Source organism: Methylocaldum sp. GT1TLB (assembly GCF_051027445.1).
Classification (GTDB): Bacteria; Pseudomonadota; Gammaproteobacteria; order Methylococcales; family Methylococcaceae; genus Methylocaldum.
The window spans coordinates 2,757,869-2,773,939 of sequence record NZ_CP194898.1 but is presented as its reverse complement, the minus strand read 5'-3'; the positions used below and the strand labels follow the sequence as shown (position 1 = coordinate 2,773,939).

The following is a 16,071-nucleotide window of genomic DNA, read 5'->3' as shown; positions in this document are numbered from 1 at the left end:
GGCATTATCGGTGAGTTCGCAGCGCGATCACTAAAGGAGGCCAGGGTTCTTCATGCTCCGGTTCGATTTGCACTTGAATCAGCATCGGCAACTGAGACTGCTGCCATTCCGGCAGCCAAGTCGAATTGCTTGTTTGAGCGGTCTGAAGATTTTCCGGCAGGTAGGACAATTTGATTTGATCCAGATTTTCCAGCAGCAATACATCTTCGATCGGCTCGGCCGCTACGGTGGCTTCGCGCGAATTCGGGTTCGAGACGTACGGCCGCATGGCGACCTTCAGATCGTTATGTTGCCCGTCCCTAGCGACATATAATCTGAATCGATATAGACCGCCGGCCTTGACCTGCGGCGGCATTGTCGAAACATATTCGAGCCAATCCTCTCCGCCTCTCAAGGAAATGGCGACGCCTTCGGACTCTTCCATCTCGACCAGAGGCAAAGCGCTTCCGATGTGGTTGCGCAAAAAATTCTCCACGAGGAAAAGCCGGCTTGCCCGCGCCATTTTGTCCTCGCCGCTGTCCCAACTGGTTACCCCGATACGCAAACTGCCGAATAACAAAAGCATCATGACGCCGAGCAGAGTCGTGGCGATGAGTACCTCGATCAGAGTGAAGCCGGCGCTGGTCCGGTGCTTATGCGCGGTCATCATCAAAAACTGCTGATTCCTGCTGCTTTGTTAGGCAGCAGCCTGAGTGTCGTAAGCTCGAAGAAGCGGGGTTCATCGCCTTCCTCCCATTCTATGCTGAGATCCACCTGATAGGGCGCGACAGGCAAGTTCTCGGCAAACGGGATCTGTTCCTCCCCTTGATAGGGGGTTACGCGCATAGTCCAACGAAAAATCGCGTCGATTTCGCCGCTCGTTTCGCCCGGCTGCAAAGGGGTCTCCAAGTCGGCAGCCGCAAGCAGCGATTCGGAGATCACGACCGCGCGAGCGTACTTGTCGGCGAGTCCCGAGATTCGTCCGGCGCCGCCGAAAATACGGAGCAGCACGCCCAAAGCCAGAGCCAGGATGGCGAAAGCGACCAGGATTTCGAGCAAGGAGAATCCGCGTTGTTTAGTCTTCACGGATTACGACCTCCCCGGTGAGCCAATTCACGTCCACCAGGCGCTTTTTCCCGGCCGCCTCCAAGGTCACCCGCCCGCCGGTCGAGGAGCCGTCCGGGAAGAAACGGATATTGCCGATTCCTTCGTCTCCGGCTTCCCTCTCGGCGGTGTAAAGGCTGAGGCGGACGCTGTCGGGCAGTGAAAAATGTTTTCGGCGACCGCTGACCCGGTAGGCTTTGCGGTTCACGTCGAGCTCGAATGTTGCCTCGCGCGCTCCGCTGAGCGCCTGTCCGCGTGCATAGCGCAGGCCGGACGCGATATCCCGCGTGGCAGCCGTCAGCTGGGCACGGTTCAGAAGCGGCGTGACGTTCGGTACCGCCACCGCCGTCAGTGCGGCGGCTATAGCCAGCGCCAACAGCATCTCCAGCAACGTGAATCCGCCCGACCGTGAGGGGCCGCGGGCTTCGGCTCGGAACCTTGCGTGCGGACGCCGAACCTTGTGTTTGACCGCGCGAACGGGGTACCTCAGGCTATCGAGTTTTCGGTGCGCAAATGGATTTCTCGCCTGCTGCAGCGTCTTTTTTTCAAGCCCGAGGCATTCGAAGAACACGCCTTTCTATTCCCAGCTTACGATATCCTGGTCCTCGCCTTCGCCGCCCTCGGCGTTGTCGGCCCCCAGGGTGAAAAGATCGAATTTTCCGTGCTGGCCGGGCGAAGCGTAATGATAAGGATTGTTCCAGGGATCGACCGGGACCCTTTTCTTGCGGAGGTAAGGGCCGTTCCAGATTTTGGCGTTGCTCGGTTGCTCGATGAGCGCTGCGAGTCCCTCGTCGGTGGCCGGGTAGCGGCCCACATCCAACCGGTACATGTCGAGCGCGGAAGAGAGTTCCTCGATTTGCAGCTTGGCGGTTTTGGTCTTGGATTCTCCCAGGTGCTTGACGACCTGAGGCCCGACCAAGCCGGCCAGCATGCCGATGATGGCCAGTACGACCAAGAGTTCGATCAGGGTAAAACCGCGCTGAGCGCGGCCATGATGATGTCGATGTTTTTGCATAAGAGTACGAATCATAAGTAAAACGGAATCAGGTAAACGGGTGGATGGTATAAAAACCGTGTTAAAAAGCGAGGTCATTGACGCTCAGGATCGCCATCAAAATCGAGATGATGATTCCGGCGATCATGAGACCTAGGCCAACGATTAACACGGGTTCCAGCAGAGCCAGCATACGCTGTACGGAAATCTTGATCTCCTTGTCGTAAGTGACCGCGACCCGTTCCAGCATCTCGGCCAAATGGCCGGATTCCTCGCCCAGCTTGATCATCTGCATGGCCAAGGTCGGAAACAGACCGCTCTCGATCAGGGGCGCCGACAGGCTTCCGCCTCTTTTGAGGCTTTCCACGGCTACTCCGACTCCGTCGACGATCACTCGATTTCCGAGCGTCTCCCTGACGATGGTCAGGGCCGCCAGCATGGAGACACCGTTGGCGAGCAAGGTCGCCAAAGTGCGGCTGAAACTGGCGACTTCCAGTTTGCGGATCAGGTCTCCTACCAAAGGCAGGTTCAACAACCGGGCATCCCACACCTGGCGACGCTCCTGGTCCGCGAACTGATACCGAAAATAGCTGGCGATGCCCGCGATCAGCATCAGAAGCACCCACCAGTAGGATTGCAGTCCCTCTGCCACGCCGATTACGATTTGAGTCGGCACCGGAAGTTCCTTGCCGGCGGATTCGAACATTTCGGTGAACTGCGGAACCACGAAGGTCAACAGGAGCAACAACGACAAAACCGCCATGGTGACCAGGATGGCGGGATAAATCAGCGCGGTGGTGACCGTATCGCGGAGCTCCTTGGATCGTTCCAGATAATCCGACAAGCGCTCCAACACCAGTTCCAGCGCGCCGCCCGCTTCGCCGGCACGGATCAAATTGATATAGAACCGCGAGAAAACGCCGCCCTGTGCTTCCAGAGCGTCGGACAGCTGCGCGCCGCCCTTGACCGAATCCAGCACTTTGGCGATCAGACCGTTCAAAGCCGGTTCGTTCGCGGTCAGTTCGAGCAGCACGGTCAGCGCACGATCGAGCGGCAGCCCGGCGTGCAGCAGGGTCAGCAGTTCGCGCGTGAACAAGGCGATCTGTTTCTGGGAAATCCGGTTCTTGCTGCGCTTGAGGCTCAACCAGGCGAACGGCCGCGATTTCGCCGGCGCTACCCGAATCGGCAAGAATCCTTCGTTTTGCAGGGCCAGGATCAAGGTGGCTTCGTCGGCGGCTTCGCGCTCCGCTTCCACCGTTTCTCCATCCCGATCCACGGCCTTGTAGACGTAAAGAGCCATAATCCTCAGCTATCCGAAGTGACGCGCAGAACTTCCTCGATCGTGGTCAGGCCCATGACGGCCTTGCGCAAGCCGTCTTCGTACATGGTGTACATACCCTCCTGCAGGGCAAGTTCCTCGATCTGCCGCGACTGGGCATGGCTCATCACCAGACGGCGGATACCGTCGCTCATGACCAAGAATTCCTGGATTGCAAGGCGTCCGCGATAGCCGGTTCCGTCGCACTGCTCGCAGCCTTTGGGGTGATGCAGGACCACCGGACCATCGGCGAACCTCGCCAGCCTCATTTCTTCCACCATCTCGGCCATGGCGGGATAGGGCTCGCGACAATTCGGGCAGAGGCGGCGCACCAGGCGTTGACCCAGGATGCCGTTCACGGTGGAGGTGATGAGATAGTCCTCCAAGCCCATGTCCATGAGGCGGGTTACGCCGCCCGCGGCGTCGTTGGTATGCAGCGTCGACAACACCAAATGGCCGGTAAGCGCCGATTGCACGGCGATGCGAGCCGTTTCCAAATCGCGCATTTCGCCGATCATGATGACATCCGGGTCTTGCCGGACGATCGAGCGCAGGGCGTTGGCGAAAGTCAGTCCGATCTGGGGCTTGGTCTGGATTTGGTTGACGCCCTCCAGTTGATACTCCACCGGATCTTCGACCGTGATGATCTTGCGCTCGGGCGTATTGAGCTTGTGCAGCGCCGTGTACAGCGTGGTGCTTTTGCCGCTGCCGGTGGGGCCCGTTATCAGGATGATGCCGTGGGGAAGCGCCAGCACGTTCAGGAATCGCTCGAGCATGGCTCCCTCGAAGCCGAGGGACGAAAAATCGAAGACGATGCTTTCCTTGTGCAGGAGACGAATGACGACGCTTTCGCCGTACATGGTCGGTACGGTGGAGACGCGCAAATCCAGCTCCTTGCCCTGCACCTGGAGCTTGATGCGTCCGTCCTGGGGCAGGCGGCGCTCGGCGATGTTGAGCTTGGCCATGATCTTGATGCGCGAAATTACGGCCGCGGTGGATCTGACCGGCGGAGCTTCCACCTCGCGCAGCACGCCGTCGACCCGGAAGCGGACCTTGAGCCGCTGTTCGAACGGTTCGACGTGAATATCGGAGGCGCGCGACTCCACCGCCCGCTGCATGATCAGATTGACCATGCGGATTACCGGCGCTTCGGAGGCCAGGTCCTTGAGGTGCTCCACATCGGCCTCGTCGATTTCCTCGTCGCTGCCGAGGTCCTCGACAATCTGGCCCATCAGGGTCTTTCCGGAACCGAGTTGCTGTTCGAGCGCTCGGTCGATTTCGGACGGCAGTCCCACATACGGCCGCACGGGTTTTTCGCAGGCCAGGGCGAGGGCGGCCAATAGATCGCGATCGAACGGATCCGCCACCGCAACGATGAATTCATTATCTTGGGCGGCTATGCCGACTACGTGATTTTCCTTGAGAAAACGGATGGCTACGGTATCGGGAAGCGGCGAGGTATCGGGATAGTCCGCGGGCGACACCAGGGGCAATGACCCGACCTCGGCCAATATTTCCGCGGTATCGCGCTCGGACACGATGCCGAGCCTGGCCAGAAGCGCGGGCAGCTTCTGCTCGTCGGCTTGCGCCGCCAAGCGTTTTGCGCGGTGGATCTCCGCCTCGCGCACCTTCCCGCGCCTGACGAGTTCATCGGCAAAACGCTCGTACGGGTGTTCCACAATGGATTCCGCGTAGGTTGCCGGCGGATTTAGCTGTTGCGGTGCAATGGCCAAAGTCTTTTCTCGCATAAAGCAAAGCGCCTTAGACCTAAAAAGATCTAAAAGTGCCGGATCGGAACCGAAATATTTAATTTCTCAGCAGAAATCGAAGGGAATATTACACTAAATCGCCAATAACAATCGGTTTGCCGATATCCTTGGGCGAAATCCCAGCCGTTTTCGGCTTGCTCGGCGACAGTTGGTCCGAGTTTTTTCATTGATTTGACCAAGTGCGGTAAGAGTCGTTGCATGCCGGACCCTCTATGGCCGTGCCATAGGTCTTTTATCGGCGAAGGATGAAAAGCGGCGTTGCCCGGCAATCCGGGCGACGCGATATCGGATCGGCGGAGAAACGTACTCGTCCCACTTGAGCCGTGACCTCGACTGGGTTCGGCGCAGGCGGCCGATACCACGCGATGCCGGTTAGTGAAGATGACTAAGATCACCCCGGCAGGGAATGACGGCTTAACTTAAGTGCATTGCGATACCACGAAAGGGGTTGCCCGCCTTTTTCCGGCTTCATATTATCCTAGAAAGGGCAATTGACCGCTTCGATGGGCTCGAAGAACTTCATGAGTCCCGGCTATTCCGGCTTTTATCCGCTTCGCCGCTTGGGTGAAGCTGCGGCTCACCCGATTGCCGTTTCTAGGATTATTCCCGTTCAATCTTAAATACTTGGATTTATCTATGAATTTACTCGCCTCGGAAGTATTTGAGCGTTTCAGGACTCAGGGTCTGATCGTCGACCACCGCGGACCTGATCAAGTCATCCGCCGCCTCGCGCCTGTCGACGATTGCGCGCCCGGGGACTTGGTGTTCGTAGATCATGTGAAATATCTGCCCCAAGTCCGTGAACTGAAGCCCGCCGCAGTAGTGACTACCGAGGCGATCGCCGCAGAATTGAGCGATGCCGGGGCGTCTCTGCTGATCGCACCGAATGTGCGCCTGGCCATCGCGCTGCTCAAGCAGACTTACGGCGACCGCGACGTGCGGGATGTCGAATGGCCCCGGATTCACCCTTCCGCGGTGATTCACGAGAGCGTCGCGGTGCCCGAGGATGCGGTGATCGGTCCCGGCGTGGTGCTAGGCGCCGAGGTCAGTCTCGGCCCCGGCGTAGTGATCATGGCGAATACGGTGGTGGAAAAGAAGGCGAAAATCGGGCGGGAGACGGTGATCCATCCGCGCTGCACCGTCGGCTACGAGTGCGAGATCGGCGCAAACGTCATCCTGAAGGCCGGCTGCGTGATCGGCTCGGAAGGTTTCGGGTTCGCCCAGGACGAGCGCCGTCGCAATTACCGCATTCCGCACACCGGCAAGGTTATCGTCGAGGACCGGGTAGTGATCGGCGCCAATACCAATATCGATCGCGCCACCTACGGAGCCACCATCATACGCTCAGGAGCCGTAATCGATGCCCTGTGCCATATCGGCCACAACGTCGAAATCGGCGAAGATTGCATTCTCTGCGCTCATACCGGCATTTCCGGGTCGACCCGGTTCGGGAAAAGGGTCATCGCTTCCGGCCAGACCGGAACCCTGGACCATATCACCGTGGCCGACGACGTCGTGCTGCTCCACCGCGCCGGGCTCCACAACAGCATCAAGCAGCCCGGCATGTACGCCGGCGGGCCCGCCCAGCCGTTACAGCAATATCTGAAAAACATGGCGGTTTTTCCGCGCTTGCACGAGATGTGGACGCGGTTGAAGAATCTGGAGAAAAAAATGGCTGACTTGGCGAAGGCTGAGTGATATGAAAATCGCCACTTGGAACGTCAACTCCCTGCGCGTACGTCTGCCCCACGTTTTGAACTGGCTCGGACGGGAACAGCCCGATGTGCTTGCTGTTCAAGAAACCAAGATGAGCGATCCGGAGTTTCCGGTCGCGGAACTGGCCGAAGCCGGCTATCGCTCGGTTTACAGCGGACAGAAAACCTATAACGGCGTTGCGGTGTTCAGCAAGCTCGATTGTTGCGACCCAGTCACCGATCCGACAGGCTTCGACGATCCTCAGCGGCGCATTCTTGCGGTTACTATCGGCGACTACCGGATCGTCAATCTTTACGTGCCGAACGGCGGGGAGGTGGGTTCGGACAAGTACGCCTACAAGCTGGACTGGCTGTCCAAGATGCGCGATTACCTGCGCCTCGAATTCGAGCGTCACCCGCGCTTGGTCGTTCTGGGCGATTTCAACATCGCGCCCGAGGATCGGGACGTCTATGATCCCGAGTCCTGGCGCGAGAGGATTCTCTGCAGCACGCCGGAGCGGGAGGCGTTTCGCGCCTTGCTCGATTTAGGGTTAATCGACGTTTTCCGGCGCTTCGATCAGGCCGAAAAGAGCTATACGTGGTGGGATTACCGTCTCAATGCGTTCCGTCGCAACATGGGGCTGCGGATCGATCATATTCTGGTCAGTGCCCTGCTGGCCGACGATTGCTTGGGCTGCCGCATCGATGTCGAGCCCAGAAAGCTCGAACGGCCGTCCGATCATGCCCCGGTGGTGGTAGAATTCCGGGCCTGACCGGAGGCGGCTCACTTAACGGGTGAAAACGTCGCCGGATTCTACTCGATCCGAATTCGCTCAAAGCTTCCGGTCTCCGTGATCCACAGAATCCCGTCGCCGCGTTTTCCGGTGCGGCAGTTTTCACGGATGATTTGGACGATCTCATCCACCTTGTCGTCCGGGGCGACGATTTCCACCCGAACCTTGGGCGAAAAATCGGTCAATTCTTCCCGAATGCCGTGGCTGACTTCCGGTTCCTCGTGCTGGCTGCAACCTTCCACCCGGCTCACAGTCATTCCCGGAAAGCCGCGCATCTGGCGGAATGCGTTTCTGAGCTTGCTCAGCCGCTGGGGCTGGATGATGGCTTTGATCTCTTTCATGGACTCTCCTCTTTCAAGCTTCGATGCGTTTTTCTTCGAACCATCGGTACAGGGTCGGCAGCACCACCAGGGTGAGCAGGGTTGAGGTGATCAATCCGCCGATCACCACGATCGCCAGCGGGCGCTGGACTTCGGAGCCCGGCCCCGTGGCGAACAGGAAGGGCACCAGGCCGAGCATCGCGACCGTCGCCGTCATCATCACCGGCCGGAAGCGCTGCCTGCAGCCTTCGACAATGGCCTCCCGCTGGCGCAAGCCCTCGTCCCGAAGTCCCCGGATGTAAGACACCAGCACCACCCCGTTCAGCACCGCAATGCCCCACAAGGTGATGAAGCCGACCGAGGCCGGGACCGAGAGGTACTCCCCGGTGAGAAACAGCGAGAAGATGCCGCCCATCGACGCGAACGGCAGCACCAGAATGATGAGGGCGGCGAAGCGCAACGAGTTGAACAGCAAAAACAACAGAAAGAAGATCGCCGCGATGGTGATGGGGATAATCACCATCAGGCGGTGCATGGCTCGCTCCAGGTTCTCGAATTGTCCGCCCCAGGTGACGTAATAGCCTTCCGGAAGCTTCACTTGCTCGGCGACGGCCTTTTGCAGTTCCGCGACGAAGCCGCCCAAATCGCGGCCCCTGACGTTCGCGCCGATCACCAGACGGCGCCGGGCAGTTTCGCGGCTGATCTGCGCCGGTCCGTCCACGACCTCGATGATGGCCAAATCTTCCAGCGGCACCAGGGCGCCATTGGGGGATTTCAGCAGTATTTGTCCGATGGCCTGCGGATTGTTTCTGAATTTTTCAGGAAACCGGACTACCGCCGAAAACCGCCGCTCGCCCTCGTAGATTTCGGTACTGACGCGGCCGCCGATGGCGGTCTCGATGATGTCGTTGATGTCGGCCACGTTGATGCCGTGGCGGGCGATGGCCTGGCGGTCGATATCGATGGTGAGATACTGCTGGCCGCTCACGCGTTCGACGCGGATGTCGGCGGCGCCTTCGATCGAGTTGAGCACCCTGATGATTTCATCGGCCTTTTGCTTCAGCACTTCCAGTTCGTCGCCGAACAGCTTGATGGCGATATCGGAGCGCACCCCGGTCACCATTTCGTCCACCCGGTCCGAGATCGGCTGCGCCATCACGATATTCACGCCCGGCAGCACCTTGAGCTTTTCGCGGATGGCGTCCATGACATCGTTCTGATCCCAGCCGTCCGGAAGCTGATCCTGGGGCTTGAGCGTCACGATAGGCGTGGATTCGTTTTCCGGCTGCGGATCGGTCGGGCTTTCGCTCCGTCCCAATTGTGAAACGGCTTTAGCCACCCCGGGCACTTCCATTGCCAGGCGCATGGCTTCGCTTTCGAGGCGGATCGACTCGTCCAGCGACATGCTCGGGACCCGGTTGATGCCGGGTACGATGGAGCCTTCCTTCATCTCGGGAATGAAGGACGTTCCCAGGAACGGAAACAGCAAGAGGCTGCAGACCAGTAAAGCTAGGGCGCTCGCAACTACCTTCAAAGGATTGCCCAGGGCAAAGTGCAGCAGCTTGAGGTAGGGTCGCTTCATGAATGCGATGATGCGCGTGTCGTGATCCGCCCCGCCTTTGAGAAGGTAGGAGCACAGCACCGGCGACAGGGTGAGCGACACGATCAGCGAGATGAACAGGGCGATCGCGATGGTGTAGGCGAGCGGCGCGAACATCTTGCCTTCGAGCCCGGTCATCGTCATGAGCGGCAGGAACACCAGGCAGATGATGCCCACCCCGAACAGCACGGGCGTGCCCACCTCGGCGGCGGCGCGCAGAACGATCAAGCTGCGGCTTTCGCCGGTTTCTTTAGCCTCGCCCAAATGGTGAAAGGCGTTTTCCACGACTACCACCGAGCCGTCCACCATGATGCCGATGGCAATGGCGAGCCCGCCGAGGGACATCAAGTTGGCCGAGATTCCGTAGTGGTTCATCGCCATGAAGGTAACCAGCGGCGTGATGATCAGCGTCGCCACCACGATCAGGCTGGAGCGGATGTCGCCCAAGTACAGGAACAGCACGATCACCACCAGGAAAATGCCTTCCATCAGTACCTTGGTCACGGTGTGGATCGCCGCGTCTACCAGGTCGGTGCGATCGTAGAACGGCACGATTTTAAGACCGTCCGGCAGCATCCCTTGTTCGTTGATTTCGTTGATCCGTTCTTTGACTCGGCCGACGATCTCCTTGGCGTTGCCGCCGCGGAGCTGCAGAACGATCCCGCCCACGGCTTCCGTGTAGCCGTTCTTGATCACGGCGCCGGAACGTACCGCATGACCGATGCGTACCTCGCTGACATCGTGGATATAGATAGGCGTGCCCTCGATTTCCTTGAGGACGATGTTGCCGATATCCTCGACATCGTGAATCAAGCCGACACCGCGGATGAGGTATTGTTCGGCGTATTGCGGCAATTTGCCGCCGCCGCTGTTGGCGTTGTTCAGGGCCAGCGCGGTGTAGACGTCTTTTAGCGTCAGGCCGTAATGGCGCAAGCGGTCTGGATTGGGAAGGACCTGATACTGACGCTCCAAGCCGCCGATCGAGTTGATTTCGGCGACGCCGGGGATGCCGCGGAGCAGTGGGCGGACTACCCAATCCTGTATGGTCCTGCGCTCGGTCAGTTCCTCCTCGGTCAGGGCGCGTTCGCCGTCGTCGGGCCGCTCCAGGGTGTATTGGTAGACTTCGCCCAGTCCTGAGGAAACCGGTCCGAGAACGGGCGTGACGCCTTCCGGCAAGCGTTCCGCCGCTTCGATCAGCCGTTCGAGCACCAGTTGCCGGGCGAAATAGACATCGGTTTCGTCGTTGAAGACCAGGACGATCTGCGACAGAGCATTGCGGTTCACCGAGCGCATCTCGACCAGGCCGGGAAGCCCCGTCATGGCGATTTCCAAAGGAACGGTCACGAATCGCTCGACTTCTTCCGCAGAGCTGCCGGGCACTTCGGCGGCCACTTGGACTTGGACGTTGGTCACGTCGGGAAAGGCGTCGATGGATAGGTTCTGCATGGCGTTGAAGCCGAACGCGACCAGGCACAACGCGATGATGACGACTACCAGTCGCTGCTTCAGGGCGGCGCGGATCAAGTTTTCGATCATGGCCTACTCCAGCTCTTTGCGGATACGTTCGTTGTTCAGATGGAACGCGCCATCGACGACTATCCGCTGTCCTTCGGTCAATCCCGCGATGACCCGGCGGAGTCCGCCCAGATCCGGGCCCAAGGATACCGGTGTCAATACGAACTGGTCTTCGGTCGCATGCACGAACACATAGTCCCGGTCGCCGGTTCTCACGACGGCTTTGGCCGGGATATTGAGCGAGGTGATTCGGGGCCGATGAATGACCATGGTCGCCAGCATTTCCGGTTTGATCTTGCGTTCCGGGTTTTCAAGCTCCATGCGCACGGTCACCGTGCGAGTCGATGGATTGACGATATCCGCCACGTAGATCACCTTGCCGGTGATTTTCTGTCCGGGCAGCGCCGGAATCTGCACCTCGGCCCGGCCTCCTATTTCGACCAGATAGGCTTTCTGCTCCGGTGCTTCGGCTACGACCCAGACTTCGGACAGATCGGCGATCGTGAACAAGTCATCGGCGGGCTGGACGATTTGGCCTATGGAAATCTCCCGCTCGATGACCGTTCCCGACAGCGTAGCCGTGACCGGGATCACCGAATCGATCTGGCCGCTGTTCGACAGGCGTTGAATGGCATTCTCGCTCATGCCCATTACCGCCAGTTGGTCCGCGCTGGCGCGGACTTCCACCTCGACTTCCGTCAATTCGCTTTCCCGCTCGGTGAGCTCCGCACGGCTGATCACGTCGGCTTTCAGCAGCCGGCGCGCCCGGTCGACCGCCAGCCGGTGCAGGTTCATTTGCGTCTTGGCTTTCAAATATGCGGCCTGAGCGATGCTCAGCTCGGTGCTGTTGATGGTCGCCAAGCGCTCACCTTGGCGCACGTTTTGTCCAATGAAGGCCATTACGTTGGTCACCCGGCCGGTGACGCTCGGCCCGACGCGAGCCACTCGGTGCTCGTTCAATGTGACCCGGCCCGGCAAATGAAGGGTTTCGCCGATTTCCGTCGATGTGACAGGTTCGATTTTGAGTCGTTCAAGTAATGATGGGGGCGCCTTGACGGCAATCTCGGCGGTCGTCTCCGCATTTTGGAGCTCCTGCTGTCCGAAGACGGGCCAGACGCCAAGTGCAAGCAACGCAAAAAATATGGGTTTTTTCATAACGGCTGATCCTGATAGTCCTGAGCCCGAAGCCGCTCGATTTCGAGCAGCGCGGCGTTCTTATCGAACAAGGCGTTGATGTAGTCGACGCGTACCGCTTGAAATGTGCGCTGGGCATCCAAATAATCGAGAATGCCTCTTTCGCCGAGGCGGTAGGCGGCTTCGGCGACTTTCAGTGCCGATTCGGCTTCGCGCAGCAGGCCGGATTCGAAGGTCTCGATTTGCTGACTGGCGATGCGGAAGGCGGTAATCGCGGTGTCCAGTTCGTATACGAGGCTCAGTTGCTGCTGATTCGCTAGGGCGTCCGCCCGCGCCCGGTCGGCGGCGGCGCGGGCGATGGGGCCTTGCCGCTGATTCCACAGAGGAAGCGGCACGATGAGGTCGACCCGCCATTGCTCCAGGTGGGGCTCACGATAGACGCCGGCTTTTATGGTGGGTTGGGGATAGCGCAGAGCCTGTTCCAGTTCGAGCTGGGACTTGGCCCGGTCGACTTCCGCGCGCGCCTGAACTAGGGCCGGGTGATTTTGCAAGACGCTATCCCGGAGTTTATCGAGGTCGGGGGGAGGAATTTCGGACGGCAGTTCGCCGGCGATTTCTATCTTGGGAGGCAATGCGCCGCCGATAAAGGCGCGCAGGGCGGTTTTTGCCTGTTCTACGCGCAAGGCGGCGCTTTCCCGGTTTTTGGTGGCCCCCAACAGTTCCGCTTCCGCCTTGACCAGTTCGTAGCGGGAGGATTCACCGACCTCGACGCGCAACCTGATCTTATCGCGTATGGATTCGAGGAGCTCCCGATTGGCTTCCGTCATACGAAGCAGCTCCTGCTGCCGCAGCACGTTATAGAACGCCTGCTTGACCCGGGTCAGCACATTGAGGCTGACAACGCGGTAGGATGCGCTGGCCGCTTCCACACCGGCTTCGCCGGCTTCCCGGCGAGGGCGGCGGACATACGGGAGTTCGATGGGTTGAGCGATATCGACGCCGCCCAGAGCTCCCCTCAAGACCCCCGCATCCCGCGCTACCGATTCTCCGGCTCCCATTTGAATCTCGGGGTTGGGATAAGCCTTGGCGGTGATCAGATCGCCTTCCGCTCCCTGGACTTGGGCGCGGGCAGCGACGAGTTCGGGATTGTTTTTGAGGGTCAGGTCAAGTATTTGGCTCAGAGTCAGTGGCTCGCTGGCCACAGCCGGACCGAGCATGGCCAAGGCCAGCGATCCCCATAGACAAAGCGATTGCCGTCGGTGCAGAAACATTCATGTCCTCAAGCTTCTAAGTTTGGAACAGGCGCGATCACACGGCGGATCGGAGCCGCTGTGCTCGCTTCGGCGGCCGATCAATGCCTGCCGCCGATCAAAACAGAAGATGATGAATCAGAGTCGGCGCGGAGGTGGGACTGTCGGTTTGGAAATCCAGCCCGTCGTTACGTTCTCGCTGGCCGCGAGAATCTTCGCAAGAGGACGCGACAACGGATAACAGTAAAAAGGGAGCAGGTAACGGTCGGGGTCATGATCGTCGTCGTCGTCGGCGCACGTCTGATGTTTGGCGGATGGTACGCGATCTTTATGAGGATCGGACTTATTGCTTTCCTGTGCGACGGATTCTGCGGCAGCGGGTGCCAAATGAGGAAAATCGACAAGGAATTGGAAGCGGGAAATCAGAATGAGCGCGCAGAAAAAGGCGATTAGTACGACTAAGCCGATACGTTCCTTGGGAAAGGATGAATCGATTGTTGTGGATACCCAAGGCTGCATTATTTCTCGAACAAAATGACAGATCGGCCAGTGCAAAAGCGGATGTTATAACTCCGGAATTCTACCCATCGTTCCCATGGTTTACAAACCAAGAGCTTTTAATAATGTGTTCCACAAAACGGTGAAGCCTTGTAAGCACCAAGAATTTGGGGAAGCGTATCGGCTCATGCCAAAACCTCAATCCAAGAGAGCGAAGCGCAGCATGTTTGTGGTGCTTCAAACTAAGGAGATTGTTTTTTAAGGAAAATTATTCAAACCTCAGGTCAAGCCCGCGCACACGCCCAAACATCGACTCTAGCAACACCTGCCCGGCGTAACGCCCCGGCAAGCTCCTTCGCCGTTGCACCGGTGGTGATGACATCATCCAAAATGGCTACGTGCCGATGCTCGATCGGCGTTTCAACCGCGAAGGCGTTGCGCAGGTTCTTGCGGCGCTGTTTGGCGGGAAGTTCTGCTTGGGCGGCGGTCGCGCAGATGCGGCGGCAGCTGTGGAGATCGAGCGGAATGTCCAAGCGGCGCGAAACCGTACGTGCGATCTCGATGGCCTGGTTGAATCCCCGTTGGCGGTACCGGCTAGGATGGAGCGGAACCGGCATGATGGCGCAGGGCGTTTCTTTCAGTGCCGCCAGTTTTTCCGCCATTAGAATGCCCAAGAGCCGCCCGCAAGGATAACGGGCGCCGAATTTCAGCGAATGAATCAGGTGGCGGACGGGCTCCTCGTAACGAAACACGGCGAATGCCGAGTGGAAAACCGGGGGCTTTTTCTGACAGCTTCCGCAGACCTGCGGCACGGGGGACTCGATGGGAATGGCGCAGCGCGGGCATGCCATGGTGTTATAAGGCAAAGATTGCCGGCAGCCCCGGCAAAGATCGATGCCATTGCCGCCCGGATCGCCGCATAACAAACAGGTGGGTGGATACAGCCAATTCTGTATAATGTTTGGCCACTTGTTCACGTTTTTCCGTTTTTGAAGTTGACAGCGTTCAGTCGCCGGTTCCGGCCATAGTTTAAGTCTTTCCCGGAGTAGCCATGAAAATAGCAGAAGAGTTCCAGTTGAATGCAGCGGCCCAAGCGTATTTTTCGGGTAGTCCGCTGCGTCACGACTGGCGATTGGATGAGGTCGAGGCATTGTTTGCTTTGCCGTTCAACGATCTCGTCTATCGGGCGCAAACCGTTCACCGGCAACATTTTAATCCGAACGAGGTTCAGGTCAGCAGTCTCCTGAGCATCAAAACCGGCGCTTGTTCGGAGGACTGCGCCTACTGTCCGCAGAGCGCCCGTTACGACACGGATTTGAAGCGCGAAGATTTGATGCCTTTGGACGAGGTGCTGAACGCGGCGCGCGTGGCCAAAGACCAGGGCGCAACCCGGTTTTGCATGGGGGCGGCCTGGCGCAGTCCGAAAGACCGCGACGTCGAGCGGGTTTGCGAGATGATCGAGGGCGTGAAAGCTTTGGGACTGGAAACCTGCGTCACTCTGGGCATGCTCACGGACGGCCAGACGCAGCGGCTGAAAGAGTCCGGGCTCGACTATTACAACCACAATCTGGACACCTCGGAAGAGTATTACTCCAAGATCATTACAACCCGCACCTATCAGGACCGTCTCGATACGCTGGAGCGCGTACGCGATGCCGGGATCAACGTGTGCTGCGGCGGAATCGTCGGAATGGGGGAGAGCGACCGGGACCGCGCAGGGCTGCTTCTCGAATTGGCGAATCTGCCGAAACATCCCGAGAGCGTGCCCATCAACATGCTGGTTCAGGTGGAGGGCACGCCCTTGGCCGGGGCGTCCAGGCTGGATTCTTTCGTTTTCGTGAGGACGGTCGCCGTGGCGCGCATCCTAATGCCGAAATCGCGGGTGCGTTTGTCCGCCGGACGTACGGATATGAGCGATGAAATCCAAGCGCTGTGTTTCCTCGCCGGCGCCAACTCCATTTTCTACGGCGAAAAGCTTTTGACGACGGAAAATCCGACCGTCGAGAACGATAAGCGGCTTTTCCGGCGCCTCGGGATTCGGATGTCCGGATGCGTCGATCACGCTTGAGCGTTTTTCCGAAAGCTCGGAATTGCTGAAAGTA

General features: G+C 59.0%; 15 protein-coding genes. 4 read left to right on the top strand and 11 right to left on the bottom strand.

Translation table 11 applies throughout. The features are described from left to right. Positions 1–4 precede the first annotated feature (4 nt). The 6 genes from ACR2R1_RS12065 to gspE all read right to left on the bottom strand — a co-directional run bounded on the left by ACR2R1_RS12065 (position 5) and on the right by gspE (position 5,143). A complete protein-coding gene (locus tag ACR2R1_RS12065) occupies positions 5–649 on the bottom strand; it encodes a prepilin-type N-terminal cleavage/methylation domain-containing protein (RefSeq protein WP_077732500.1) in 645 nt (214 codons plus the stop codon). Then, on the bottom strand, positions 649–1,065 hold the full coding sequence (locus ACR2R1_RS12060; RefSeq protein ID WP_077732499.1) for a type IV pilus modification PilV family protein: 417 nt from the start codon (positions 1,063–1,065) through the stop codon (positions 649–651). The genes ACR2R1_RS12065 and ACR2R1_RS12060 overlap by 1 nt, the downstream gene beginning before the upstream one ends. Then, a complete protein-coding gene (locus tag ACR2R1_RS12055; RefSeq protein WP_276205421.1) occupies positions 1,055–1,654 on the bottom strand; it encodes a GspH/FimT family protein in 600 nt (199 codons plus the stop codon). Before ACR2R1_RS12055 ends, ACR2R1_RS12060 begins: the two co-directional genes overlap by 11 nt. 6 nt (positions 1,655–1,660) lie before the next feature. Further along, on the bottom strand, positions 1,661–2,098 hold the full coding sequence (gspG, locus tag ACR2R1_RS12050; protein ID WP_077732498.1) for a type II secretion system major pseudopilin GspG: 438 nt from the start codon (positions 2,096–2,098) through the stop codon (positions 1,661–1,663). 61 nt (positions 2,099–2,159) lie between these two features. Beyond that, the gene (locus ACR2R1_RS12045) at positions 2,160–3,377 is read right to left on the bottom strand and encodes a type II secretion system F family protein (RefSeq protein ID WP_077732497.1); all 1,218 of its coding nucleotides are present in this window, start codon (positions 3,375–3,377) and stop codon (positions 2,160–2,162) included. Positions 3,378–3,382: 5 nt separating this feature from the next. Next, entirely contained in the window at positions 3,383–5,143 is a 1,761-nt protein-coding gene (gspE, locus tag ACR2R1_RS12040) for a type II secretion system ATPase GspE (protein WP_133717586.1), read from the bottom strand. Positions 5,144–5,800: 657 nt separating this feature from the next. On the opposite strand from gspE, the gene lpxD reads away from it, so the two are divergent. Together lpxD and xth are read left to right on the top strand one after the other, a co-directional pair. Then, a complete protein-coding gene (gene lpxD / locus ACR2R1_RS12035; RefSeq protein WP_077732733.1) occupies positions 5,801–6,862 on the top strand; it encodes a UDP-3-O-(3-hydroxymyristoyl)glucosamine N-acyltransferase in 1,062 nt (353 codons plus the stop codon). Between the two features lies 1 nt (position 6,863). Next, positions 6,864–7,631, top strand: coding sequence for an exodeoxyribonuclease III (gene xth / locus ACR2R1_RS12030; protein WP_077732734.1), 768 nt, complete (start codon positions 6,864–6,866; stop codon positions 7,629–7,631). 41 nt (positions 7,632–7,672) lie between these two features. On the opposite strand, the gene ACR2R1_RS12025 is transcribed toward xth, so the two are convergent. Genes ACR2R1_RS12025 through ACR2R1_RS12010 form a run of 4 tightly spaced genes read right to left on the bottom strand, consistent with a single transcriptional unit; the run spans position 7,673 to position 13,492 of the window. Then, positions 7,673–7,993 carry a P-II family nitrogen regulator gene (locus ACR2R1_RS12025; protein ID WP_077732735.1) on the bottom strand — a complete coding sequence of 107 codons (321 nt, stop codon included), beginning with the start codon at positions 7,991–7,993 and terminating at the stop codon, positions 7,673–7,675. A gap of 13 nt (positions 7,994–8,006) precedes the next feature. Continuing rightward, on the bottom strand, positions 8,007–11,108 hold the full coding sequence (locus ACR2R1_RS12020; RefSeq protein ID WP_434110229.1) for an efflux RND transporter permease subunit: 3,102 nt from the start codon (positions 11,106–11,108) through the stop codon (positions 8,007–8,009). A 3-nt stretch (positions 11,109–11,111) separates the two neighbouring features. Beyond that, complete coding sequence (locus ACR2R1_RS12015; RefSeq protein ID WP_077732737.1) at positions 11,112–12,242, bottom strand: efflux RND transporter periplasmic adaptor subunit; 1,131 nt, start codon at positions 12,240–12,242, stop codon at positions 11,112–11,114. Next, a complete protein-coding gene (locus ACR2R1_RS12010) occupies positions 12,239–13,492 on the bottom strand; it encodes a TolC family protein (RefSeq protein ID WP_086135126.1) in 1,254 nt (417 codons plus the stop codon). Before ACR2R1_RS12010 ends, ACR2R1_RS12015 begins: the two co-directional genes overlap by 4 nt. Positions 13,493–13,552: 60 nt before the next feature. Between ACR2R1_RS12010 and ACR2R1_RS12005 the strand changes: the two genes are divergently transcribed. Next, the gene (locus ACR2R1_RS12005; protein ID WP_143735312.1) at positions 13,553–13,924 is read left to right on the top strand and encodes a hypothetical protein; all 372 of its coding nucleotides are present in this window, start codon (positions 13,553–13,555) and stop codon (positions 13,922–13,924) included. A 329-nt stretch (positions 13,925–14,253) separates the two neighbouring features. Here the strand turns inward: ACR2R1_RS12005 and ACR2R1_RS12000 are convergent, their stop codons facing one another. Next, positions 14,254–14,946 (bottom strand): ComF family protein, encoded by a 693-nt coding sequence (locus tag ACR2R1_RS12000; RefSeq protein ID WP_210023751.1) that lies wholly within the window; start codon positions 14,944–14,946, stop codon positions 14,254–14,256. A 74-nt stretch (positions 14,947–15,020) separates the two neighbouring features. On the opposite strand from ACR2R1_RS12000, the gene bioB reads away from it, so the two are divergent. Then, positions 15,021–16,037 carry a biotin synthase BioB gene (gene bioB / locus ACR2R1_RS11995; protein ID WP_210023752.1) on the top strand — a complete coding sequence of 339 codons (1,017 nt, stop codon included), beginning with the start codon at positions 15,021–15,023 and terminating at the stop codon, positions 16,035–16,037. Positions 16,038–16,071 lie beyond the last annotated feature (34 nt).